Here is a 24,079-nt window from a genome sequence, read left to right on the forward strand (position 1 = left end):
TGCCTTTCGGGGTGGCCCTTTTTGGTGTTTCGGACGGGGCCTGAGCAGTGGATATGACAACACGCGCACGGTAAGACACTAAAAGTCACCGTCATGTCTACTATGGGGCCTCGTGGTCGGTTAGCGCCCACCCCGTTTCGCCTAGACGATCGAGGACGCCCGATGATCACCACCGCCGTCCGCCAAGCCCTGCGCACCCGCGGGGACGAACCCGCGGTCCTCTGCCTCATCGGGGACCTGGGCCCCGACCGGGCCGAACTCACCTCACTGCGCCTACGCGGCAACGACCTCCGGATCGACCTCGACGCGCACGGCATGGGCCGCCCCGTGGAGGTTCCCGGGGTGGGTGGGGAGGAAGAACCGGCTTCGACCGGGCTCACCGTCGTTGTCGCGGGCGGTCTGACGGATCTGCGGCGGGCCGTCACCGTCGCGACGCAACTTCCGCCGACGGCTCATCTGCTCGTGGTGGCCCGGCATGTGCCTTCGCACCTGGGCCCGCTGGTGCCCACGGCCCCCACCATCGACGAGTGGAACGACCTCCACGAGCTGAGGGTCCGCCGCTTCGACCACCGTGGCTGGGCCTGTGAGCTGTGCTTCCCCAGCGGCGTCTCCGTCGCTGAGGCGCTGGCCGCCGTGGTCCACGGCGCTCGCGGCCGCCGACGCGGCCCCGGGGTGGGGATTCTGAGCGGCCTGCACGGCACCGACGCCGCCCTCTGGCGCCCCGGCGACGTCGCCGCCCGGGGCGTGAGCGCCACCGGCCCCGTGGAGATCGACCGCGTCACCCCGGTCTCCGATGTGGTCCTGCGCCTGGACGACGGAGAGGGCCTGCCGTTCTGGGAGGACGTCGAGGTCCCCGTCGTGGACCGCCCCGCCCCCGTGGCGGCGGTCCCCGAGGCGCGGGTGTACGCGGGTGATCCCGTCGCCCGGGTCGCTCCTATCGACGACCGGTTCGTCAATCCGACCGGTTTCAGCAAGAAGACCAAGGGCCCGCTCGGTGAGTTCGCCGAGGCCGACGGCCGCCTGGTGGTGCGCGACGAGGCCGGTGTCCTCGTCCGCCCCGCCCTCGACGGCACCGTCACCGAGAACGACCTCGAACGCATCCGCCACCTGCGCGGCGTCCGGATCACCTGGCCCGCCCGTGGCGACGCCTCCGCGATCCGTGCCATCGCCTCGCTCGCCGCCGGGGGTGTCCCGGTCGTCGGTGACCCCGCCCCCGCGTGGGCGGCAGGCCTGGGCGCCGATCTGATCGACCTCATCCCCTCGGTCGGCGAGGACGTGTTCACCGACGCGATGAGGCGCGAAGAGCACAGCATCCGCCTGCGCCGCGCCGCCCTGCGCACGCACGGCGTCCGCACCCGGTGGCGTTCGCTGGCGGCCGAGGCCGGGCTGCCCGTGCCGCCGCAGACCCGGGTGTCCGTGGTGCTGTGCACCCGCCGCCCCGAACTCGTCGGCTTCGCCCTGGCCCAGATCGCCCGGCAGCGCCACGTCCGCTTCGAGGCGGTCCTCGCCCTGCACGGCTTCCCCGCAACACTGGTGACCGCCGAGATCGCCCAGTTCCGCGCAACCGGAATCCCGCTGGTGGTCCACGAGGCCGACGGCGGCACCGTGTTCGGCGCCGTCATGAACGAGGCCGTCGACCGCGCCTCCGGCACGGTCATCGCCAAGTGGGACGACGACGACTGGTACGGCCCCGAGCACCTCGCCGACCTCATGCTCGCCCGCGCCTACTCCGGCGCCGACGTCGTCGGCATCAGCCAGAACTTCACCTACCTGGAGGAGCTGGACCTGACCGTCTGGCGTGGCTACCGGTCGGAGGTGCCCAGCCCCGCGATCGTCGGCAGCACCATCCTCGCCGACCGGGTCGTCATCGAGGACGTCGGCGGGTTCCGCCCCCGACCGCGCGCCATCGACAGCCAGTTCCTGATGGCCGTCACCCGCTCCGGCGGCCGCATCTACCGCACCCACGGCTTCGGCTACCTGCTGCGCCGCGCCGGCGGCGGCCACACCTGGAACGTGGACCTGGGCTACTTCCTGCGCAACCACACCGAGCAGTGGATCGGCCGCCGCCCCAGTTCCCTGCTGGAGGGGGAGCCCACCCCCTTCGGTGGCGACCGCGCCCACACCGAGCAGCACACGGGGGGACACGTTGAGCACTTCTGAGAGCATCCCGCGCCGGCACGGCCCGCACCGGAACAACCCGGAGCCGCACGGTCCGCGCCCGCGGCCGGTGGTGGACTTCGCCGACCAGCCGCGCGTGCGCCGCAACGAGTACGGAATCCTCGAACCGCCCACGCTGGGGGAGTGGACGCCGAGCCTGTCGGTGTCGGTGGTGGTCCCCTCCCACGGCCAGCCCGAGAAGCTGGCCCTGGTGCTGGCCTCGCTGGCCGCCCAGAGCTACCCCGCACACCTCATGGAGGTGATCGTGGTCGACGACGGCTCGCCCGAACCGCTCGCCCTGCCGCCGGTGGTCCCGGAGAACACCCGGCTGATCACCTCCGCCGCCGGGGCCTGGGGCTCCGGCCACGCCGTGAACACCGGGGTCGCGGCCTCCTCGGGCCAGGTGGTCCTGCGCCTGGACGCCGACATGCTCGTCTACCGCGAGCACATCGAGGCGCAGATGCGCTGGCACCACCTCGTCGACTACGCCGTGGTCCTGGGCCACAAGCTGTTCGTCGACTTCGAGCCGTCCATGCTCACCGGGGACCTGAACCCGGAGCGGGTGCGCGCGGAGGTCGCCGCCGGTCGCGCCGGAACACTGTTCGACCGGGAGGCCGCGGACCCGCACTGGATCGCGGACCTCATCGAGGGCACCGACGGCCTGCGCACCGCCGGGTACGGCGCCTTCAAGGTGTACATCGGCGCCACCGGCTCCCTGCACCGCGCCCTGTTCGAGCAGGCCGGGGCCATGGACCCCGACCTGGTCCTGGGCGGCGACAGCGAGTTCGGCCACCGGCTGGCCGAGCGGGGCGCCCTGTTCGTCCCCGACGACGAGGCCGACTCCTGGCACCTGGGCCGCTCCCAGATGCAGGACCAGCGCGACGCGGGCCGCCGGTTCCGCGCCCCCTACGTCGCCAACCGGGTTCCCGACTTCCACCTGCGCACCAAGGGCCCCGCGCGGGTGTGGGAGGTGCCGCGGGCGGAGGTGGTCGTGGACGCCGCGGGCCACACCCTGGAGGAGGTGGACGCCACCGTCGCCCCGCTGCTGGCCGGGACCGCGCCGGACGTGCGCGTGCTACTGAAGGGCCCCTGGGAGGAACTCACGGACGGCCGCCGGTCGCCGCTGGCCGAGGAACTGCTGGACCTGCGCCTGATCCGCGAGACCTACCGGGCCGACCTGCGCGTGCGGTGCGTGGAGGAGGTGCCCGAACCGGATGGCCGGGTGCCGTTCCGGCTCCACCTGCCCACCGGGGTGCGTCCGCTGCCCGGCATGGTCGACGACCTGGTGCGGTTGGCCGACCGCAAGTCGGCCGGGCTGGTGTGCGCGCCGGTGCCCGGGGCGCTGCGGGCCGGTGACGGGGTGCTGCGCCTGGAGCGCGCCGCCGCCTTCGCCCGGGCCCTGCACCTGTCGCCCAAGGCGGAGGGCACGGCCCTGGACCGGGTGGTGGAGGAGACGGGCGGTCTCCAGTGGACGTCCGCGAACCGGTACGTGGAGGTGCCCGAGGGCGCCGAGGCCACCTGGGGCACCGAACGCAGGGAGCCGGGCGCGGAACCCGAACCCGAGCCGACCCCGGTGGAGCTGCGCGCGGAGCTGCGCCGGGCCCAGCGGGAGATCGACCGGCTGCGCCGCCGGGCCGAGCGGACCGAGCGCAAGCTGCGCTGGTTCACGCCGGGGCTGGGGCGCCGCCTGCTGCGCCGCATCGCCCGCTGAGCAGAAAGACAGATGAGAGGGGCGCCGGGTTCCCCGGCGCCCTTCGTGTGTCAGGGCACCCAGAGCCCGAGGGACTCGGCGACCAGGGCCGGCCGCTCCTGCCCCTCGATCTCCACCGTGTGCCTGGTCGCGACCAGGTACCCCTTGGGGGTCTCCTGGACCGACAGGATCTCCACCCCGTCGCGCAGCCGCGAGCCGACGGTGACGGGCTGGAGGAAGCGCACCTTGTTGAGCCCGTAGTTGATGGACATCGACGGCTTCTTCTCGACCTTGATGATCGTCTGCGCGAAGTGCGCGAGCAGGGACAGGGTGAGGAATCCGTGGGCGATCGTGCGGCCGAAGGGGCCCGCGGCGGCCTTCTCCTCGTCCACGTGGATCCACTGGCGGTCCTCGGTCGCCTCGGCGAACCCGGTGATCCGCTCCTGGTCGACGGTGATCCAGTCGGTGTAACCCAGGTGCTCGCCCTGGGCGGCGATCACCTCGTCGATATCGGCGAAAACGCGCACCACGCCTCCACACTCCTCGGTCGGGTCGGATGGTGCGGCAACTCTACCTAACAGTGTTCGGTTATGGGAGGGGCTGAGAGGGCTCTGTACGGGAGGGAATGGAAAGGGGGCGAACGCCTCCGTCAGGGGGTGACGCTTCCGAGAGGACCGACGCCCCCGGCCTGCCCCAGCCCCGGCCAGGCCCCGCCCCGCTCTCTACCTCCGGCAGGGCCCCGCCCCTCACAGGCCTCAGCGCCCCCGAGCTGCTCTGCGCCGCCCCGAGGTGTCCACCAGCAGCGCCTCCGCCGTCCGCTCCGCCACCGCCGCCCGGTCCACCCCGTGCCCCAGGCCGCTCTCCGCCAGCGGGATCGCCACCACGCCCTCGTGCGCGCGCACCGGCGGCGCCACCAGCCCGTCGCGCCCCCGGTTCCCCGCCCCCGGCATCTCCACCGGCAGCGAGGCCCCCGCCAGCGAGGCCAGCGCCACCGTCGCGGCCCGGCCCACCCCGGTCGCCGCGGACGAGCCGCACCACACCTTCCACCCGGCGTCCACCGCCAGGTCCACCGCCCGCCGGGCCGGGGTCAGCCCGCCCAGCCGGGACACGTCCACGTTCACGGCGCTCCCCGCCTCGACGCGCACCGCCTGGTCCAAATCCTCCAGGGAGCACAGCGGCCGCCCCAGCGCCACCGGGGTGCGCAGCTCCGCCGCCGCGCGGGCGTACGCGCCCAGGTCGTCGGCCGGGAAGGGGTCCTCGATCGCCAGCAGCTCCAGCGAGTCCAACGCCCGCAGCGCCTCCAGGTGCCCCTCCGACTCGGAGTAGCGGCAGCCCGCGTCGACCTGGAGCACCAGGAACGGGAACCGGGACCGCACCGCGTGCACCACCTCGGTGTCCCAGCCCGGCGCCACCTCCAGCCGGATGCGCCGGAAACCCGCGCCCACCTGGCGGTTCACCTCGATGATCAGCGTCTCCACGCTCACCGTCCGGGCCACCGTCACCCCCGCCGTGAGCGCCGTGCGCTCCCCGCCCAGGGCGTGCGCCAGCGGGGTGCCGCGCTGGCGGCTCCACAGGTCCCAACAGGCGGTGTCCAGGGCCCCGGCCAGCGCCGGGTCCCAGGGCAGGTCCGCCCAGGCCGCGCCCGCCTCCGTGGGGCGCGTCCACCCGTGGTCCAGCAGCGCCGGGGCGTACGCCGAACGCAGCTCCGCCCACTGCGCGGGGGTCGCCCAGGGCACCTCGCCCCATCCGCTGACGCCCTCGCCGTCGGCGACGCGCACCAGCACGGGGCCGTCCCCGTCGTCGCGCCGCCCCCGGCCCTGGGGCCGCAGCCGGATCAGTTCGAGTTCGACGATCCGGGTCGCGGTCGTCGAGCCGGTGTGTCCCACGCTGTCCCACCTCGGTCCTCGTGGGCCCGTCTCGGTCCTTCCGGCCCGCGGCCGGACACGGGCTCCGTCCTTCCTCGACGGTACCCGCGCCCGACCCGGCCGACCACCCCGAACGGCACGGACCTGCCCGGACGTCCTCCCACTGTGCTTCTTTCGGCCCTCCGCTCCGCCCGCCCGTCAAGAATCAGAAGGTCCTCAACGGACGGCCTACGGCCGGCAGCCTTTCCCTTTGCCGTGCTCGGCGCCCTTTGAGGGCGGGAATGGGTTTCAGGAGGTACAGTGGCCCCTCCGTCGCAGTCCTCGCCCACCCGTCAAGAATCAGAAGGTCCTCAACGGATGGCCTTCGGCCACAGACCTCTCCTCGAAGACCGCTCCTCCAGGGCCTCCAGAACCCCGCCGGCGCCTCGCGGGCCTCCGGGCAGGTCCGGAAGCGTCGGCGCTAGACCAGCACCTCGTCCAGCGGGCGGTGCTTGAGGCCGTGGGCCTCGGCCACCGGCGCGGACACGACCTCGCCCGCGAAGGTGTTGAGGCCGCCCGCCAGCGCGGCGTCCTCGGCCAGCGCCCGGCGCCAGCCCTTGTCGGCCAGCGCCACCGCGTAGCGCAGCGTGTCCTTGGTCAGGGCGTGCGTGGAGGTGTTGGGCACCGCGCCCGGCATGTTCGCCACGCAGTAGAAGACCGTGTCGTGCACCCGGAAGGTCGGGTCGTCGTGCGTGGTCGGGCGGGAGTCCTCGAAGCAGCCGCCCTGGTCGATGGCGATGTCCACCAGCACCGCGCCCGGGCGCATCCGGGACACCAGCTCGTTGGAGATGAGCTTGGGGGCCTTGGCGCCGGGCACCAGCACCGCGCCGATGACCAGGTCCGACTCCAGGACCGACAGCTCCAGCTCGAAGGAGTTGGACACCACCGTCTTGACCTGGCCGCGGTACAGCGAGTCCACGTGGCGCAGCTTGTTGACGTTGAGGTCCAGCACCGTGACGTCGGCGCCCATGCCCACCGCGATCTGGGTGGCGTTGAGGCCGGACACGCCGGCGCCGATCACCGTCACGCGGGCCGGGCGCACACCCGGGACGCCGCCCATGAGGACGCCGCGGCCGCCGTTGGGGCGCTGGAGGGTGACCGAGCCGACCTGCGGGGCCAGTCGGCCGGCGACCTCCGACATCGGGGCCAGCAGCGGCAGGGAGCCGTCGGGCAGCTGCACGGTCTCGTACGCGATACCGGTGACGCCGCGGTCCAGCAGGGCGTCGGTGCACTCGCGGGAGGCCGCCAGGTGCAGGTAGGTGAAGAGGGTCTGGCCCTCCCGCATGCGGTGGTACTCGGCGGCGATGGGCTCCTTGACCTTCAGGATGAGGTCGCCCTCGGCCCACACCTCGTCCGCGGTGTCGAGGATGCGGGCGCCCGCCGCCTCGAACTCCTCGTTGGTGATGGAGGAGCCCAGACCGGCGTCGCGCTCGACGGACACCTCGTGTCCGCGGCGGGTCAGTTCGTGAACTCCGGCCGGGGTGATGGCCACACGGTACTCGTGGTTCTTGATCTCACGGGGCACGCCGACGCGCACGGTTCCTCCTGGATATCTCCGTTGATACCCCCACTGTCACCTGGGAAGGCGCAGTGACGCCATCGCCAACCTGACAGCGTGTCGGCGATCTTGTTGACAGGGTGTCAAGGCCAGGTGTGGGACGGGCCACTGCCGCCCGAGGGCGCGCGCATGCCCGCGACCCAGACCGGGCCGACTTCTCCGACCAGTTCCCTACCCGCGTACGGGCTGCGATCCACCCGCGGGACCGATACCGGCCGCTGCGGCGCGAACGCCACCAGGTCCGCGTCGCAGCCCGGCGCGATGCGCCCCTTGCCCGCCAGCCCCAGCAGCCGCGCGGGCGCCTCCGCCGTCCACCGGGACAGCAGCTCCAGGCCCGCCCCGCGGCGCCGCGCCGCCGTCCACAGCGCCGGCAGGCTCCACTCCAGCGTGTACAGGCCGTGCGCGGGCAGGTGCCCCGAGGACACCGTCGTGATCGCCGAGTCCGGCTCCAGCAGGGCGCTCCACAGCGCCTTGCGGTTGGCGTCCGAACGCAGCGGCGGGCGGCAGGCGTGCGCGGGCGACTCCGGGTCCAGCACCTCCGCGGGCAGGCACAGGTAGTGCGGGCAGGTCTGCGCGCTCAGCCCCACCCCGATCGACCCGGCCGCCGACAGCAGCGCCGCGCACTCCGCGGCGGTGAACGGCACCACGTGCGTGCGGGTCCCCACCGCACGCGCCGCGGAGATCACGCGTTCCAGGCCCCGGCGCTCGGCCCGCGGCGGGCGCTGCTCCGCCGTCAGCGGCGGCACGCCCAGCTCGCGGGCGTCCTCGGCGTGCACCAGCAGGACCGCGTCCAGCGCGGCCAGCTCCGCCATGGCCTTGCGCAGCCAGGAGTCGTCCAGCGCCGCCATGTCCGGGGCGCCGCCGTCCGACAGCGAGCACTGGAACGCCACCGCGCCCGCCGCCCGCAGGTCCGCCAGGTCCAGGGGGCCGCTGCCCGGGGTGACCCCGCCCAGGAAGTACAGCGCCACCGGAGTCCCGGCCGCCGCCCGGCGGTGCGCCTGGAGGTCGTCGGCGCAGATCACCGCGGGCCGGGCCGGGGCGGGGGAGACCACCAGCGTGGTGACCCCGCCGCGCAGCGCCGCCGCACCCGCCTCCCGGTAGGCCCGGTCCGGCTCCTTGCCCGGGTCGTACACCCCCGTGCCCAGGTCCACCGCCCCCGGCAGCAGGGCGGTGTCGCCCAGGTCGACCTGCTCGCGGGCCGACCAGCGGACGCCGGGGGCGGCCACCGCCTCGATCCGGCCGTCCCGGACGCCGACCGCCGCCGGGACGACCCCGTCGGGGGTGACCACTCGCCTGGACCGGATCACACTGTCGAAGTCGGTCATCGCGTCTTCCCCTTCAGGTGTGTGCGATGGAGGAACACAAAAGGCACTGCGGGGAGGGGCCGCACGCGGACGACGAGGCCCGGGGGCCTTGCGTCCCGACCGGGAGCACCGAGAGTATCGCGAAGAACACGCAAAGGAGGGGCGAACGCCACTTCCCGCCGCTGCCCCTGCGGCGCCGGAGGTGTTGTCCCACCCCCGACCGGTGCCCTGTAGTGGACGGTTTACGCTGGAGTGCGCCGAGCCGCCGCCCCCTTCGACGACCTGGCGGCACCCCCGCCTTGAACGACCTCGACGACGGAAGTGGCACGTGGCTCCTCCCGCAAAGATCACCCAGTCCCCGGATCGCGCCGGGGCGCCCCGCACGTCCACGACGGCGGTCCTGGCCGCGGTGGCCGCCCTGCTGGTCCTGGCCGGGCTGAGCCTCACCCTGACCCTGGGCGGCGCCGCGTTCGCCGAGATCATCCCCGGCCTGCCGGACGCGGGCGACGCCGTGCGCTGGGGCCTGCCGCTGTCCAAGGCGGTCATGGAGACCGCGGCGGTGCTCACCGTCGGGTCGCTGCTGCTGTCCGTCGTCCTGCTGCCCTCGGACAAGGGGCGGCTGTCGCGCCAGGCGGTCGGCTACGTGCACGCCGCCACCTGGAGCGCCCTGGCCTGGGCCGCGGGCGCGGTGGGCACCCTGTACTTCCAGGCGTCGGAGTTCCTGGCCCGGCCGCTGGGCCAGGTCAGCGTCGACGAGGTCACCGCCTACGCCGGATCGGTGTCCGGCGGCATCGCGCTGATGTTCGTCATCCTGCTCACCACCGGGATCCTGCTGTTCGGCCGCACCGTCACCGGCGCGACCGGCGCCCTGTGGCTGCTCGTCCTGGCGCTGGTCGCCCTCACCCCGCCCGCGCTCACCGGCCACTCCGCCTCCGCGGGGGCGCACGAGCTGGCCGTCACCGGGCTGGCCCTGCACATCATCACCATCAGCGTGTGGACCGGCGGCCTGGCCCTGCTCACCTTCCACGCGATGCGCGCCGGCGGCGACGCGGTGGAGACGGCGGCCGCCCGGTTCAGCAGGCTGGCCCTGTGGGCCTACACCGGCGTGGCGATCAGCGGCCTGGCCAGCGCCCTGGCCCGGTTCGAGATCTCCCCGGCCCCGGCGGACGCCACCGCCTGGGAGGCCGTGGCGTTCGCGCTCACGGACACCGTCAGAACCCTGACGACCAACCCCTACTGGATGATCATCGTCCTCAAGGTCGTGCTGTTCGCGATCCTGGGAGCGCTCGGGTACCTGCACCGCGAGTTCGCGCTCAAGGGCCTGGACAGGGCGGCCAAGCAGCCGGACTGGCCCGCCCGCCGCCGACTGCTGTTCCTGCGCGTCGCCGCCGTCGAGGTCCTCATCATGGCGCTCGTCATCGGCATCTCCGTGGGCCTGGGCCGCACCGCGCCGCCCCCGCCGCTGGACAGCCGGGTCGACCCGGCCGCGCTCATCCTGGGCTTCCCGGTGCCGCCGCCCATGGACGTGTACAACCTGCTCACGCTGTGGCGGCCCGACCTGTTCTTCATCATGTTCGTGGTCGTGGCCGGCGGCCTGTACGCCGCCGGGGTCACCCGGCTGCTGCGCCGCGGCGACTCCTGGCCGGTCGGGCGCACGGTCGCCTTCGCGGCGGGCCTGCTCAGCATCGTGGCCGTGCAGCTCAGCGGGTACGCGACCTACGCGATGGTGCTGTTCTCGGCGCACATGATCCAGCACATGGTGCTGGCGATGCTCTCGCCGATCCTGCTGGTGCTGGGCGCGCCCGCCACCCTGGCGCTGCGGGCGCTGCGCCCGGCGAGGCGGCGCGGGGACCGGGGGCCGCGGGAGTGGCTCAACCTGTTCCTGAACAGCCGGTTCTCCAAGGTGGTGACGCACCCGGCGGTGGCGACGCCGCTGTTCGTGTTCAGCCCCTACGCCCTGTACTTCACGCAGCTGTTCCCCACGCTGATGAACGACCACCTGGGCCACCTGTTCATGGGCGTGCACTTCCTGCTCAGCGGGTTCCTCTTCTACTGGGTGATCGTCGGCGTCGACCCGGCGCCCCGCAAGATGCCCTACCTGCTGCGCATCCTGCTCCTGCTGCTGGCCATGGGCTTCCACGCGTTCTTCGGCATCTCGATCATGATGCAGACGGCGCCCATCGCCATGGACTTCTACGGGCAGTTCGAGGTCCCGTGGATCGACGGCCTGGCCGAGGACCAGTACGCGGGCGGCGGCGTGGCCTGGGCGCTGGGCGAGATCCCGACGCTGCTGGTGATGCTGGCGCTGGTGGTGCAGTGGTCCCGCGACGACGAGAAGCAGGAGCGGCGCCGGGAGCGGCACGCCCGCCGCGACGGGTCCGAGGACGCCGACCTGGACGCCTACAACGCCTACCTGGCCGAGCTCGACCGGCGGAACAAGGCGATGTCGGGCGCGCAGGGTGCGGGCCCGGCGCAGGCTTCGGCGCAGGAGCAGGACCCCGCCGAGGAGTCCGAGGACGGGAAGGCCGACGGGGCCTGAGGACACCGCGGGGCCCCGGATGTGACATCCGGGGCCCTCTTGGCGCCGGGGCGACGACGCCCTGGCCGAGGTCATCCCGCTGGTGCGCGCCCGGGAGGAGGCACAGGGGCCCTGAACGCGGGAGAGGGCCCGCGGGGATCCGCGGGCCCTCTCGTGGTTCTCGGAGGCGTCAGACGAACAGGGCGGCCAATCCGGCGGTGACCAGGCCCAGGGCCAGGCACAGCACCAGGCCGACGGCGAACACCGGCAGCGAGGGCCGCAGCGCCGTCCCCGCGCCGCCCTGGCGCTTGGCGATCAGCGGCGACAGGCCGATGTTGACGGCGGCGGCGATCGCCGCCACACACGTGGCCACCCCGAACGCCCGCCAGAACGTCGCCCCCGCCGACAGCACGTTGATCGCGGCCAGCAGCGGCACCGCCACCAGCAGGGCCAGGGCCGCGCCCGCGAAGGCCCGTTGGAGCCCGGGGGAGAGCCCGCCCGGGCGGCCCGAGGCCACCAGGAGCAGACCGACCAGGGCCGCCATCAGGATGGCGCCCACGATTCCGAACACAGCGATGTCCACCAGCGAATTCACGCTGGTCATTCTTCCACCGGTCCGCCGGGCCCCGTCCCCGGGATGCTCCTAGGGCCGTCGAGCGGCCTCGGTGAGGCCGCCCCGTGTGATTCGTCGGCCGGTGCCGGTCGGCGGGCCGGACCCGGCGGAGAGGCCACCGCACGTCCTCACCGTCAGCCGATGTGGCGGATGTGGGACCCGGCGGCGGTCTTGTCCACCTTGAGCTGGCCGGTGATGCGGTGGCGCAGGTCGGCCACGTGGCTGACCACGCCGACGGCGCGGCCGCCGTCGCGCAGCCGGTCGAGCACGTCCAGGACCTCTTCGAGGGTGTCCTCGTCCAGGGTGCCGAACCCCTCGTCCACGAACAGGGTGTCGATGTCGGCCCCGCCCGCCTCGGCGCTCGCCACGTCGCCCAGGCCCAGGGCCAGGGCGAGCGAGCTGAAGAACGTCTCGCCGCCGGACAGGGTGGCCGGGTCGCGTTCGGCGCCGGTCCAGGCGTCCACCACCCGGATGCCCAGGCCGCCCGCCTTCTGAGCGCGGCCGTCTCCGGCCGTCTTGTCCACGGTGTAGCGCAGCTCGTAGCGGCCGTCGGACATGGTGTACAGCCGGTCGTTGGCGGCGGCCACCACCTGCTCCAGCCGTGCCGCCAGCACGTACGCCGACAGGCGCACGCCGTCGGTGTTGTCCTTGGCGGTCCCGGCGGTCAGCGCCCGCATGCCCTCGGCGGTGCGGTAGCGGCGCAGCACCGGGCCGCAGTCGTCCAGTCGGGCGCGCAGCTCCACGCGCAGGGCGGACAGCCGGTCGGAACGCTCCCGCCACCGCCCGCGCAGGGTGACGGCCCGCTCGGCGGCCAGGGCGGCCTCGTCGGCGGCGGCCTTGAGCGCGGACAGGTCCGGGGGCGGCAGGTCCGCGACGGCGGTCAGCTCGGGGTCCTCCAGCGCCGCCCGGACCGCGGCCAGGGCGTCGTCGTGCTCGCGCGCCCGGACGCGCAGCTCCCGGCGCTCGCGGTCGTCCAGGGCGGCGGCGCGGGCAGCGGCCTCGTCGGTGAACCCGGCGCCGGCCAGGGCCTCGGCCAGGGCCGCCTCGGCGGCGTCCCGCTCGGCCCGGGCCCGGTCGTGCTCCTCGACGGCCGCGGCGGCCGCGGCCAGCAGCTCGGCCTCGGTGTGCAGGGCCTGCACGCGGGCGTCGAGGTCGGTGGCCTCGCCGTCTTCACCGAGGGCCGCGCGCAGGTCGGCGGCCAGGCGGTCGCACTCCTGGGCCGCGCCGTCGCGGTGGGCGGCGGTCTCCGAGCGCTGGCGGCGCTGGTCGGCCTCGTAGGCGCGCGCCTGCTCCAGGCGGCCGGTGTGCGCCTCCAGGGCCTCCTCGGTGCGGCGCACCTGCTCGACGGCGGCGCGGGCCTCGTCGCGCCGCCGGGTCAGCTCGGTGACCTCGGCGGCGGCCTCGTCGAGGGTGCGGCCCTCGGCGCGTTCGAGGGCCGCGGCGGCCCGCTCGCGCAGCGCGGCCAGCCGCTCCTGGGCCGCGGACCGGCGCAGGGCGGCCTCGTCGGCGGCGGCCTGGGCGGCGCGCTCGGCCTGGGCGGTGACCAGCTCCTCGGTGACGGTCAGCGCCGGGGCCGGGTGCTCGGCGGAACCGCACACGGCGCACGGTTCTCCGGGTGACAGGCCGAGGGCGAGCTCGGCGGCCATGTGGGTGATCCGCCGCTCGCGCAGGGCCAGAACGTGCTCGCGGGCGGCCTGGGCGGTGTCCACGGCGTCGCGGTGCGCGGTCTCGGCCCGGTCCAGGTCGGCGGACAGCCGGTCGTGCTCGGTGACGGCGTCGCGGCGCTGCACGGCGGCGGCCAGGGCGGCCTCGGCCGCGTCGGCCCTTCCGGCCTGGTCGCGGGAGGCGTCCAGGCGTTCGCGCAGGTCGGTGATGGCGGTGGGTAGGTCGGCCAGGCTCGCGCCCACCCGCTCCAGGTTCTGGTCGTACTTGGCCAGGTGGCGGTCGAACCGGGTGATGGCCTCGCGCCGCTCCCGCAGCCGCCGCGCGTCCGCGCGCAGCCGCTCGGCCCGGGCGAGGGCGTCCCGCCGCTCGCGCTCGGCCGCGCGCAGGTCCGCCGCGGTGGTGAGGGACGTGCCGGTGACGGGCGTGCCTGCGGGGGACGCGCTTGTGGCGTCCGCGAAGTCGGCGGACGCACCGGCGGCGGATACACCGGTGGCGGCCACGTCTGCGGCGGCCGTGCTCGTGGCGTCCGCGAAGTCGGCGGAGGCGTCCGAGGCGGGCGCGAAGGTGGCGGACGTGCCTGTGGTGGCCGTGTCGGCGGCGGGGGTGAAGGTGGCGGGGAGCAGTGCCACCGCCTGGTCGCGGACCAGGGCGGCCTTGGCCAGCGAGGTACGGCGGGCGTCGCGCTCGTTGAGGACCGGCAGCACGGCGGCGGCGCGCTCGGCGGCGGCCAGCCCGGCGTCGACCCGGGCCCGCCACTCCGACAGCTCCATCAGCTCGCCGTGCCGGGCCCGGGCGCGGGCCAGCCGGGTGCGCTGCCGGTCCAGGGCCTGGGCGTCTGCCAGGGCGCGGGCCGCCTCCTCCCGGGCCTCCACCACGGCGTCCACCACCGGGACGACCTCGCCGGCCACCGCGGCGGTCAGCGCCGTCAGCTCGCCGGCCCAGGCCCACAGCTCCTCGGTGTCCTCCGGGGCGGTGGAGCGGCCGGTCTCGGCGATGCGCCCGGCGCTCTCGCGCACCCGCAGGTCGGCGGCCTCCACCTCGCGGCGCAGCCCGGTGGCGTGTTCGGCGAACCAGTCCTCCAGCTCCCGGAACACGCCCGTGTTGAAGATCCGCTCCAGCGAGGCCCGCCGGTCCTTGGCGGAGGCGCGCAGGAACCGGGAGAACTCCCCCTGGGGGAGCAGCACGATCTGGCAGAACTGGTCCAGGGTGAGCCCCACCAGGTCACCGATGAACTGCCCGGCCTCGTCCGGGCGGGTGGTGATCCCCTCCCGGCGGTCGCCGAGGACCTCCTCGACGACGACCTTCTGGTTCTCGACCAGGGTGCCCGACCCCCGCTTCTTGGGCCGCTCCCAGCGCGGGTACCGGGTGATGCCGATACGGCGGCCGCGCACCGTGCACTCCAGGTACACCTCGGGGCGGCGGTCCAGGGGCGCGTGGTGGCTCTTGTAGGAGTCGTCCTTGCCGCGGGCCCCCGGCAGGGAGCCGTACAGGGCGAAGCAGACGGCGTCCAGCACCGAGGTCTTGCCCGCCCCGGTGGGCCCGTGGATGAGGAACAGCCCGCCGGCGCCGAGCCGGTCGAAGTCCACGGTCTCGGTGCCCGCGAACGGCCCGAAGGCCCGGACGGTCAGGGTGTGCAGGCGCATCAGCGCTGTCCTTCCCGGAGTCGGACCTGTTCGACGGCGGCCTCCACCAGGGCCGCCTCCTCGGGTGTGGCGGGGGTGCCGCGCGCCCACTCCACGAAGTCGCCGATCACGGCGCGCTCGGCCCGGCCCGCCACCGGCGCGGCCACCGGCCGGGTGGCGGGGGTGCCGCCCTCGGGGGCGAACTCCAGGACCAGGGTGTGCGGGAACCGCTCGCGCAGCCGGTCCATCGGCTGGGCGGGGCGGCGCGGGTCGGTGAGGGTGACCTGGAGCCAGTGGCCGGTGTAGGCCTCCCACCGGGGGTCGTCGAGCAGGTCGTCGATGCGGCCGCGGATCCGGGCCAGCGGCCGGGGCACGGGGGCGTCGACGAACTCGACCCCGCCCAGCCCGTCGGCGTCCAGGTCCACCAGCCAGTACCCCTTGCGGTGGTGCTCCTCGGAGAAGGAGTAGGCCAGCGGGGTGCCGGAGTAGCGGACCGCGGGGGTGAGGGTCTGCCGGCCGTGCAGGTGGCCCAGGGCGGTGTAGTCGACCCCGGCGTAGACGGAGGCGGGCACGTGCGAGGCGCCGCCCACGGAGATGTCGCGTTCGCTGTCGGAGGGCTCGCCGCCCGCGACGAACGCGTGGGAGAGCACCACCGAGCGGGTGCCGGGCCGCCCGGCCAGGTCGGCGCGGACCAGGTCCATGGCGTGCCCCAGGACCGCCGGGTGCCCGCGCTCGGCGAGCCCCCAGTGGTGGCGGGCGATCTCCGGCTCCAGGTAGGGGATGCCGTAGAACGCGACGGGGCCGTGCCCGTCCTCGATGAGCACCGGCTCGCCGATGCCGTCCAGCGAGCTGCGCAGGTGGACCCCGGAGGCGTCGATGAGCCCGGAGGCGAACGACAGCCGGGCCATGGAGTCGTGGTTGCCCGCGATGAGGACGGCCCGCGCCCCGGTCTCCCGGATGCGCCCCAGCGCCCGGTCGAACAGGCGCACGGCGTCCACCGGCGGCAGGGCGCGGTCGTAGAGGTCGCCCGCCACGAGCACGACGTCGACCTCCCGCTCACGGACGGTGTCGACGAGGTGGTCGAGGAAGGCGGCCTGGGCGTCGAGGAGGTTCTCCCGGTGGAAGGAGCGGCCCAGGTGCCAGTCGGAGGTGTGCAGCAACCGCATGGAACCGGACACTATCGAAGGGGCGACGGTTCCGGGTGGGAAAACCGTCGCCCAATGGACGGCACTGTGGACAATGCCGCACTTCGCGGTGCGCGCGGGGTAGGGCCGTCGGGTTCCCTCGAAACCTGTTCCCGCCCTTTGAAGGTGGTGGGTGACGGCTATGAGGTCGTTCCTACGGCCCTGGAGAAGTCAGTTCTTGCGGGCCAGGGTCAGGCCGTCGCCGATGGGCAGCAGGACCTGGGTGACCCGGTCGTCGGCGACCAGGTGGGCGTTGAAGTCGCGGATGCCCTGGACGTGCTCGGCCGTGTTGGCCTGGTCGATCACCCGGCCGTGGGAGAGCGTGTTGTCGGCCAGCAGGATCCCGCCGGTGCGCATGCGCGGGACGAGCTCCTCCCAGTAGCCGATGTAGCCCTCCTTGTCGGCGTCGATGAAGGCCAGGTCGAACCGCGGCTCGGCGGGCAGGGCGCGCAGGGACTCCAGCGCCGGGCCGAGCCGGAGCGTGATCCTGTCGGCGACCTTGGCCCGCTCCCAGTAGCGGCGGGCGACGGAGGTCCACTCGTCGCTGACGTCCAGGGCCAGCAGCGTGCCGTCGTCGGGCAGGCCGCGGGCGATGCACAGGGACGAGTAGCCGGTGAAGGTGCCGACCTCCACGGCGTCGCGGGCGCCCGAGATCCGCGTGAGCAGGGTGGTGAACGTGCCCTGTTCGGGCCCGATCTGCATCCCCTTGCTCGCGGGGAACAGGCGCGCGGTCTCCTCGACCAGGTCGGCCAGCACGTCGTCGATCGGGGTGCCCTGGGCGACGAGGTATTCGTACAGTTCCGGGGTGAGGCTCTCTGTGGTCCGTGTCACGGGAGACACCTTAGTCCGGGGGTCCGAAAAAGGAAGCGCCCCACCGGGGCGGCGGGGCGCGGGGGACGAACGGGGGAGAGGGGAGGGGTCAGCGCCCGGCGGGGAGCAGGGCGGGCCAGTCGAAGAGGTAGATGGAGCCGATGATCACGCCGACGGTGAGCAGGGGGGTGACCACCTTCTGCTCGACCGGGCCGTCGGTCTTGAACCCCTTGTTCTGGCCGATGCGCTTCTTCCAGAACGGCCAGAAGATCGGCACGCCCATCTTGGTGACCATGTCGCCGAAGAAGTGCAGGACCACGCCGAAGGCGACCGCCAGGCCCAGCCAGGTGTAGTTGGTCCCGGCCGAGAACAGGGCCAGGGTGATCGCCGCCGTCGCCAGCGCGTTGATCACCCCCGACGCCGTCCGGTTCTTGTCGAGTCCGAAACCCAGGCCCTGGAGCGCGATGCCGATCAGCAGGAACACGAAGATCTGCACCGCCAGCTCCGACCACAGGGCCAGGAGCTGCACGATCACACCCATGAGGATCGCGAAGAAGAACGAGTGGGTGCCCATCCGGTGGCCGCCGAAGAGGAACGACAGCATGTCGCTCAGCACCTCGGTGACCTTGCCGTAGGTCTTGGTGACCGTCGCGCTCTTGTGGTCCACGTCGGGCAGCAGGGCCGCCCCCGCGCACACCAGAGAACCGGCGATGATCTCGCTCGGGCCGAGGTTGAAGTCCAGGCCCAGGAATTGCGTCCCCTGGACGAGCGGAACGACCGCCATCCAGCCGACCACGCCGCTCAAGGCGTGAGAGTGCCCCATCATGGCCGGAACCGTAGCGGAGTACGAAGAACAGTGCCAAGGCGGGGCCATTACGGCCCTCACCATTTGCCACTTAACGCCCGCGAAACCCCCTGTGACCACGCTCGGCCGCGAATGTATTGCGATGTCACGGCGCACCTTGTAGATCATTGACGCTCATCGCGGTCCGTTGGTAGACAACGAACCAACCCCCTGGTGGCACAGGCCACCACCCCACGATCCTGACAGGGGCCGAGATGCACTCCCATCACCCTCCGACCGTGTCGCCGCTGTGTAGGGCGGCGACCACAGGAACCGCGCTGCTGCTGGTCGTCGGGACCGCGGCCGCCCCCGCGGCCGCCGACGCCGCCTCCCCCGGCGGCGGCACCCTCACGGTGGCGGTCGCCCAGCAGGTGGACTCCTTCAACCCGTTCACCGCACAGCTCGCCGTCACCACCAACATCCTGTCCCACGTCTACGACTCGCTGGTCACCAACGACCAGGTCACCAGCAACCCCGCCCCGGCCCTGGCGGAGAGCTGGGAGACCAGTGACGACGGCCTGACCTGGACCTTCGACCTCCGCGACGACGTCACCTTCTCCGACGGCGAGCCGCTCACCTCCGACGACGTGGCGTGGACGTTCACCACGATCATGGAGAACGAGGCCGCGGCCACCGCCAACGGCAGCTACGTCGCCGGGTTCGAGGAGGTCACCGCGCCCGACGAGCACACCGTCGTGGTCGAGCTCTCCGAGCCCCAGGCCACCATGGAGTCGCTGACGGTGCCCATCGTGCCCCGGCACGTGTGGGAGCCGATCATCGAGAGCGAGGGCGACGCCTTCGGCGAGTACGCCGCCGACGGCGAGGCGCTGCCCAGCGTCGGCAGCGGCCCGTTCATCCTCACCGGGCACGACCGCGGCCAGAGCATCACCCTGGAGGCCAACCCCGACCACTGGAACGGCGCCCCCGGCTTCGACAACCTGGTCTTCCGGTACTACGCCGAGAAGGACGCCGCCGTCGAGGCCCTGCGCAGCGGCGAGGTCTCCTTCGTCTACGAGCTGACCGCCGCCCAGGCCGACGCCCTGTCGGACGCCTCCGACATCGCCGTCAACTTCGCCGACGGCAAGCGGTTCCAGGCCTTCACCATCAACCCGGGCGCCGTCACCCAGGACGGCGAGGAGTTCGGCGACGGCCACCCGGCCCTGGAGGACCGCACCCTGCGCCAGGCCATCGTGATGGCGATCGACAACCAGGAGATCGTGGACAAGGCCCACGGCGGCCGCGCCACGGCGGCCGGGGGCTACATCCCGACCCGCTACACAGACTTCCACTGGTCGCCGGAGGGCGACGAGGCGATCCTGGCCTTCGACCCCGACGCCGCCAACGAGATGCTCGACGAGGCCGGCTACGAGCTCGGCGACGACGGGGTGCGCGTCTCGCCCGACGGCGACCGCCTCGAACTGCGCATGCACGTCCACCAGGACCGGCCCGACAACGTCAGCGCGGGCAAGATCATCGTGGAGCGCCTGGCCGACATCGGCATCGAGGTCGAGAACCTCACCGTCGACCCCGGCGTGCTCAGCGACGCCCTGTACGCCGCCGAGTACGACCTGATCTTCACCGGGTGGACGGTCAACCCCGACCCCGACTACGTGTTCAGCATCCACACCTGCGACGCGCTGCCCACCGAACCGGGCACCATGCAGGGCGACGCGTACTTCTGCAACGAGGAGTACGACGAGCTCTACGCCGACCAGCTCCGGGAGTACGACCGGGAGGCGCGCGCCGGGATCATCCACGACCTCCAGCGCATCCTCTACGAGGAGGCCGTCGTCAACGTCCTGACCTACCCGGACATCCGGGAGGCCTACCGGACCGACCACATCGAGGAGGGCACCCTCCTCACCCAGCCCGCCGAGGGCGGCAACATCTGGGGCCAGGACGGCTACTGGGCGTTCTGGGCGGCCCAGCCGGTCGAGGACGGACCGGGCGCGGGCCCGAACGTGGGCGGCGTGTCCACCGGGGTGTGGATCGGCGTCGGCGCGGTCGCACTGGTGCTCGTGGCCGGGGGCGCGTTCCTGCTGTTCCGCCGCCGGGCCACCGCGGAGGACCGCGAGTGACCGGCGCCCCTCTCACGGCCCCGTCCGGGGCGGAGGAGGTCCCCTCCTCCGCCCCGGCGGCGGCCGCCGCCCGCGGCCGCGCCGGCCGGGTGCTCCGCTACGTCGGCGGCCGGCTGCTCACCGCCGTGCTGTCCCTGGCCGGGGTGGTCGTCGCCGGGTTCTTCCTGTTCCGCATCCTGCCCGGCGACCCGGTCCGCCGGATGACCGAGGGCCGCGAGGTCACCGCCGAACAGCGCCAGGAACTGCGCCGCCAGTTCGGCCTGGACCAGCCGCTGTGGCAGCAGTTCCTCGACTACGCCGTGGGCCTGTTCCGGCTGGACCTGGGCACCTCGTTCCAGTACCGCAGACCGGTGGCCGAGCTCATCCTCGACGCGCTGGGCCCCACGGTCCTGCTCGCCGGGACCGGCACCGTCATCGCCGCCCTGCTCGGCCTGCTCCTGGGCGTGCGCTCGGGCTGGCGGCCCGGGGGCGCGGGCGACCGGGTCAACACGACGGTGGCCCTGTTCTTCTGGTCGGTGCCCACGTTCTGGCTCGGGCTGCTGCTCATCGTCCTGTTCGCGTCCGGCCGCGACCCGCTGCCCGGCCTGTTCCCGACCGGCGGCATGACCACCCCCGGCGTCACCGGGTTCTGGAACGTGGCCGTCGACACCGCCTGGCACATGGTCCTGCCGGTCGCCACCATGGTCGCGGTCATCTACGCCCAATACCTGATGATCATGCGCTCCTCCCTCATGGACGAGAAGGGCGCCGACTACCTCACCACCGCGCGGGCCAAGGGCCTGACCGACGCGCTGGTGCGCCGCAGGCACGCCGTGCCCAACGCGCTGCTGCCCACCGTCACCCTCATCTTCCTCAACCTGGGCCAGGTGGTCTCCGGGGTGATCCTCGTCGAGACCGTGTTCTCCTGGCCGGGGCTGGGGCGCCTGTTCTACTCCGGCCTGAGCGTGCCCGACCTGGGCCTGGTCCAGGGCCTGTTCGTGGTGTTCGCGGCCTCGGTGATCGTCATGAACCTGGTCGCCGACCTGGTCTACCCGCTGCTCGACCCCAGGGTGCGCCCATGAACACCGACACGGCCCCGCCGCCCCCCGCGGCACCGCCCTCCCCGCGCGCCCTGGCCCGCCGCCGGCGCCGCGAGGCGCTGCGCGCGTTCGCCCGCGAGTACTCCCGCCGCCGCGCCGGGATGGTCGGCCTGGCCGGGCTGCTCGCCCTGGTCGCCCTGGCCCTGTGCGCGCCGCTGATCGTGGACCCGGCCGACCTCACCGTCACCCGGGCGCCCGGCACCGCGTTCGAGCCGCCCAGCGCCCGCTTCCCGCTGGGCACCGACGACTACGGCCGGTCCATCCTCGACCTCATCATCTGGGGGTCCCGGGTCTCGCTGACCGTCGGCTTCCTGGCCACCGTGGTCTCGGTGTCGCTGGGGACCCTGGTGGGCGTGACCGCCGGGCACTTCGGGACGGGCGGCGGCACCGCCGGGCGGATCCTGTCCTCGGTCCTGATGCGCCTCACCGACTGGTTCCTGGTGCTGCCCACCCTGGTGCTCGCCGTGGCGCTGGCCGCGGTCCTGCCCCGCGGCACCGGCACGATCATCCTGGCCATCGGCCTGACGGTGTGGCCCGCCACCGCGCGCCTGGTGCGCGCCCAGACCCTGGCCGTGGAGGCCCGGCCCTACGTGGAGCGGGCCCGCGCCCTGGGCGGCGGCCACCTGCACGTCATGGCCTGGCACGTGCTGCCCAACGTGATGCCGGTGGTGCTGGCCCAGACCACCCTGCTGGTGGCGACCTCCATCATCGCGGAGTCCACCCTGGCCTTCCTGGGCGTGGGCGACCCCACCACCATCTCCTGGGGCGGGATCCTGGAGAGCGCCCGCAACGCGGGCGCGATCAGCTCCGGGATCTGGTGGTACATGGTGCCGCCCGGCCTGGCGATCGCCCTGGTCGCCCTGGCGTTCACCCTGTGCGGCCGCGCCCTGGAGGCCGTCATCGACCCCCGACTCCGGGAGCAGCGTTGACCTCCCTTCTCGACGTGCGGGACCTGCACGTGACCTACCGTTCCGGCGGCGGCGAGGTCCCCGCCGTGCGCGGCGTGGACATCTCCCTCCGACCCGGCGACACGCTCGGCCTGGCCGGGGAGTCCGGCAGCGGCAAGTCCACGGTGGCCATGGCGCTGCTGCGGCTGCTGCCCGACACGGCCCGGATCACCGGGGCCGTGGAGCTGGCCGGGGAGGACGTCCTCACCATGCGGTGGGGGCGGCTGCGCGCGGTGCGCTGGTCGGAGGCGGCCATCGTGTTCCAGGGCGCCATGCACTCGCTCAACCCGGTGCGGCGCATCGGGGAGCAGATCGCCGAACCCCTGCTCATCCACCGGACCGTTCCCAGGAACAGGGTCGCGGACCGGGTCGCCGAACTCCTGCGCCAGGTGGGGCTGCCCGCCTCCCGGGCCGCCGACCACCCCCACCAGCTGTCCGGCGGCCAGCGCCAGCGGGTCATGATCGCGATGGCCCTGGCCTGCGAACCGCGGCTGATCGTGGCCGACGAGGCGACCACCGCCCTGGATGTGATGATCCAGGCGCAGATCCTCGCCCTGCTCAAGCGCCTGGTCACCGAACACGGAATCGGGATGCTGATGATCAGCCACGACCTGTCCGTCCTGGCCGACACCTGCGACCGGGTCGCGGTGATGTACGCGGGGCGGATCGTGGAGCAGGGCCCGGCCCGCGAGGTGATGGGCGCCCCCGCCCACCCCTACGCCGCGGCGCTGGGCGCGGCCTTCCCCAGGATCGGGGACCCGGCCTCCCGGCGGGCCCCGCGCGGGCTGCCGGGCGATCCGCCCGACCCGGCCGACCCGCCCGCGGGGTGCGTGTTCCGGCCGCGCTGCCCGGTGGCCGAGGACGTGTGCGCGACGGTCGACCCGCCGCTGTGGCCGGTCGCCCCCGGCGCCGACGGGGAGTCGGCGCGGCACGCCGCCTGTGTGCACGTGGGCCCGGTCGGGGAGGAGGTCCGTTGAGCACCACCGAGACCGACGCGTTCGCGTCCGCACCGGATCACGGGGAGGGGGCGGCCGTGCCGATCCTGAGCGCCCGCGGCGTGCGGGTCGTCTTCACCTCCGGGTTCGGGGGCGGCCGCGCCGCCGCCCGGGCCGTGGACGGGGTCGACCTGGACGTGGCCGCCGGGGAGATCGTGGCCCTGGTGGGGGAGTCCGGCTGCGGCAAGACCACCCTGGGCCGGCTGCTGCTGGGCCTGGAGCGCCCCACCGCGGGCGAGGTGTCGTTCGAGGGGAGCCCGCTGCGGTACTCCTCCCGGGACCTGCGCGCCTACCGGCGCCGGGTGCAGCTGGTCCAGCAGGACCCGACGGGTTCGCTCAACCCCCGGCGCACGGTCTACGAGTCCGTCGCCGAGGGCCTGCGCATCCACGGGGGGACCACCGCCGACGAGGCCGAGCGGGTGACCCGGGCGCTCTCCCGAGCCGGTCTGCGGCCCCCGGAGCGGTTCCTGGCCCGCTACCCCTACGAGCTGTCGGGCGGCCAGCGCCAGCGCGTGGTGATCGCCGGGGCACTCGTCCTGGAGCCCGAAGTACTGGTGGCCGACGAGCCGGTGGCGTCCCTGGACGCCTCCGTCCGCGGCGAGATCCTGCGCCTCCTCCTGGACCTGCGCGACGAGCTGGGCCTGTCGGCGCTCATCGCCACCCACGACCTGGGCCTGGCGTGGAACATCGCCGACCGGGTCGCCGTGATGTACCTGGGCCGGGTGGTGGAGCTGGGAACGGTCGAAGAGGTCCTGTCCGAGCCCCGGCACCCCTACACCCGGGCACTGCTGTCGGTGCTGCCCGAGGCCGAAGGGGAACCGGTGGTGCTGTCGGGGGAGCCGCCGGACCCCAAGAAGGTGCCGGGCGGCTGCCGCTTCCACCCGCGCTGCCCGGTCCTGGCGTCGGGCGAGGCCGAGCGGGCGGGCGTGGCCGACCGCTGCCGCACCGAGGACCCCGGGGTCCTGCCCGGCGACGGTGACGCGCACGTCACCGCCTGCCACTGGGCGCGCGCCCTGGAGGGCACGTCTCCCGGAACCGGGTGAAGTAACACCGCGGGGCCGTCCGGAACCGGACGGCCCCGCGGGAACCGGCCGGCGGCGGTCCGCCGTTG

Annotated in this window: 17 protein-coding genes; 8 read left to right on the plus strand and 9 right to left on the minus strand. The window is 73.8% G+C overall.

The genetic code is table 11. The features are described 5' to 3' along the window. Positions 1–162: 162 nt before the first annotated feature. Both ACJOT3_RS01170 and ACJOT3_RS01175 read left to right on the plus strand, forming a co-directional pair. Positions 163–2,160, plus strand: a complete 1,998-nt coding sequence (locus tag ACJOT3_RS01170) for a glycosyltransferase family 2 protein (RefSeq protein WP_406967784.1) — start codon at positions 163–165, stop codon at positions 2,158–2,160. Further along, positions 2,147–3,868, plus strand: a complete 1,722-nt coding sequence (locus ACJOT3_RS01175; RefSeq protein ID WP_406967786.1) for a glycosyltransferase — start codon at positions 2,147–2,149, stop codon at positions 3,866–3,868. Before ACJOT3_RS01170 ends, ACJOT3_RS01175 begins: the two co-directional genes overlap by 14 nt. A 50-nt stretch (positions 3,869–3,918) precedes the next feature. On the opposite strand, the gene ACJOT3_RS01180 is transcribed toward ACJOT3_RS01175, so the two are convergent. The 4 genes from ACJOT3_RS01180 to ACJOT3_RS01195 all read right to left on the minus strand — a co-directional run bounded on the left by ACJOT3_RS01180 (position 3,919) and on the right by ACJOT3_RS01195 (position 8,634). Then, positions 3,919–4,374: a MaoC family dehydratase gene (locus ACJOT3_RS01180; protein ID WP_406967858.1), complete on the minus strand. Its 456-nt coding sequence runs from the start codon at positions 4,372–4,374 to the stop codon at positions 3,919–3,921. A gap of 228 nt (positions 4,375–4,602) precedes the next feature. Next, positions 4,603–5,733, minus strand: coding sequence for an enolase C-terminal domain-like protein (locus tag ACJOT3_RS01185; protein ID WP_406967788.1), 1,131 nt, complete (start codon positions 5,731–5,733; stop codon positions 4,603–4,605). 439 nt (positions 5,734–6,172) lie between these two features. After that, positions 6,173–7,288 carry an alanine dehydrogenase gene (ald, locus tag ACJOT3_RS01190; RefSeq protein WP_406967790.1) on the minus strand — a complete coding sequence of 372 codons (1,116 nt, stop codon included), beginning with the start codon at positions 7,286–7,288 and terminating at the stop codon, positions 6,173–6,175. Between the two features lie 104 nt (positions 7,289–7,392). Further along, positions 7,393–8,634: an amidohydrolase family protein gene (locus ACJOT3_RS01195; RefSeq protein WP_406967792.1), complete on the minus strand. Its 1,242-nt coding sequence runs from the start codon at positions 8,632–8,634 to the stop codon at positions 7,393–7,395. 307 nt (positions 8,635–8,941) lie between these two features. Between ACJOT3_RS01195 and ACJOT3_RS01200 the strand changes: the two genes are divergently transcribed. Further along, the gene (locus tag ACJOT3_RS01200; RefSeq protein ID WP_406967794.1) at positions 8,942–11,152 is read left to right on the plus strand and encodes a bifunctional copper resistance protein CopD/cytochrome c oxidase assembly protein; all 2,211 of its coding nucleotides are present in this window, start codon (positions 8,942–8,944) and stop codon (positions 11,150–11,152) included. Positions 11,153–11,321: 169 nt separating this feature from the next. Here ACJOT3_RS01200 and ACJOT3_RS01205 read toward each other — a convergent pair whose 3' ends face one another. From ACJOT3_RS01205 to ACJOT3_RS01225, 5 genes are all read right to left on the minus strand, one after another. Next, positions 11,322–11,735 (minus strand): hypothetical protein, encoded by a 414-nt coding sequence (locus ACJOT3_RS01205; RefSeq protein ID WP_406967796.1) that lies wholly within the window; start codon positions 11,733–11,735, stop codon positions 11,322–11,324. 143 nt (positions 11,736–11,878) lie between these two features. Continuing rightward, entirely contained in the window at positions 11,879–15,052 is a 3,174-nt protein-coding gene (locus tag ACJOT3_RS01210) for an AAA family ATPase (RefSeq protein WP_406967798.1), read from the minus strand. Beyond that, complete coding sequence (locus ACJOT3_RS01215) at positions 15,052–16,197, minus strand: exonuclease SbcCD subunit D (protein ID WP_406967800.1); 1,146 nt, start codon at positions 16,195–16,197, stop codon at positions 15,052–15,054. The genes ACJOT3_RS01210 and ACJOT3_RS01215 overlap by 1 nt, the downstream gene beginning before the upstream one ends. Positions 16,198–16,386: 189 nt before the next feature. Next, positions 16,387–17,046, minus strand: coding sequence for an O-methyltransferase (locus ACJOT3_RS01220; protein ID WP_406967802.1), 660 nt, complete (start codon positions 17,044–17,046; stop codon positions 16,387–16,389). An 88-nt stretch (positions 17,047–17,134) separates the two neighbouring features. Continuing rightward, entirely contained in the window at positions 17,135–17,851 is a 717-nt protein-coding gene (locus ACJOT3_RS01225; RefSeq protein WP_406967804.1) for a metal-dependent hydrolase, read from the minus strand. A 233-nt stretch (positions 17,852–18,084) separates the two neighbouring features. On the opposite strand from ACJOT3_RS01225, the gene ACJOT3_RS01230 reads away from it, so the two are divergent. From ACJOT3_RS01230 to ACJOT3_RS01250, 5 genes are read left to right on the plus strand one after another with little or no spacing between them, the layout of a single operon-like run. Then, positions 18,085–19,947: an ABC transporter substrate-binding protein gene (locus tag ACJOT3_RS01230; RefSeq protein WP_406967806.1), complete on the plus strand. Its 1,863-nt coding sequence runs from the start codon at positions 18,085–18,087 to the stop codon at positions 19,945–19,947. Continuing rightward, the gene (locus ACJOT3_RS01235) at positions 19,944–21,008 is read left to right on the plus strand and encodes an ABC transporter permease (RefSeq protein ID WP_406967808.1); all 1,065 of its coding nucleotides are present in this window, start codon (positions 19,944–19,946) and stop codon (positions 21,006–21,008) included. Before ACJOT3_RS01230 ends, ACJOT3_RS01235 begins: the two co-directional genes overlap by 4 nt. Continuing rightward, positions 21,005–21,955, plus strand: a complete 951-nt coding sequence (locus ACJOT3_RS01240; protein ID WP_406967810.1) for an ABC transporter permease — start codon at positions 21,005–21,007, stop codon at positions 21,953–21,955. Before ACJOT3_RS01235 ends, ACJOT3_RS01240 begins: the two co-directional genes overlap by 4 nt. Beyond that, positions 21,952–22,950, plus strand: a complete 999-nt coding sequence (locus tag ACJOT3_RS01245; protein ID WP_406967812.1) for an ABC transporter ATP-binding protein — start codon at positions 21,952–21,954, stop codon at positions 22,948–22,950. The genes ACJOT3_RS01240 and ACJOT3_RS01245 overlap by 4 nt, the downstream gene beginning before the upstream one ends. Beyond that, the gene (locus tag ACJOT3_RS01250; protein WP_406967814.1) at positions 22,947–24,011 is read left to right on the plus strand and encodes an ABC transporter ATP-binding protein; all 1,065 of its coding nucleotides are present in this window, start codon (positions 22,947–22,949) and stop codon (positions 24,009–24,011) included. Before ACJOT3_RS01245 ends, ACJOT3_RS01250 begins: the two co-directional genes overlap by 4 nt. The last annotated feature ends 68 nt before the right edge of the window (positions 24,012–24,079 follow it).

Origin of the sequence: Nocardiopsis protaetiae (assembly GCF_045446735.1) — a bacterium.
Lineage (GTDB): Bacteria > Actinomycetota > Actinomycetes > Streptosporangiales > Streptosporangiaceae > Nocardiopsis > Nocardiopsis protaetiae.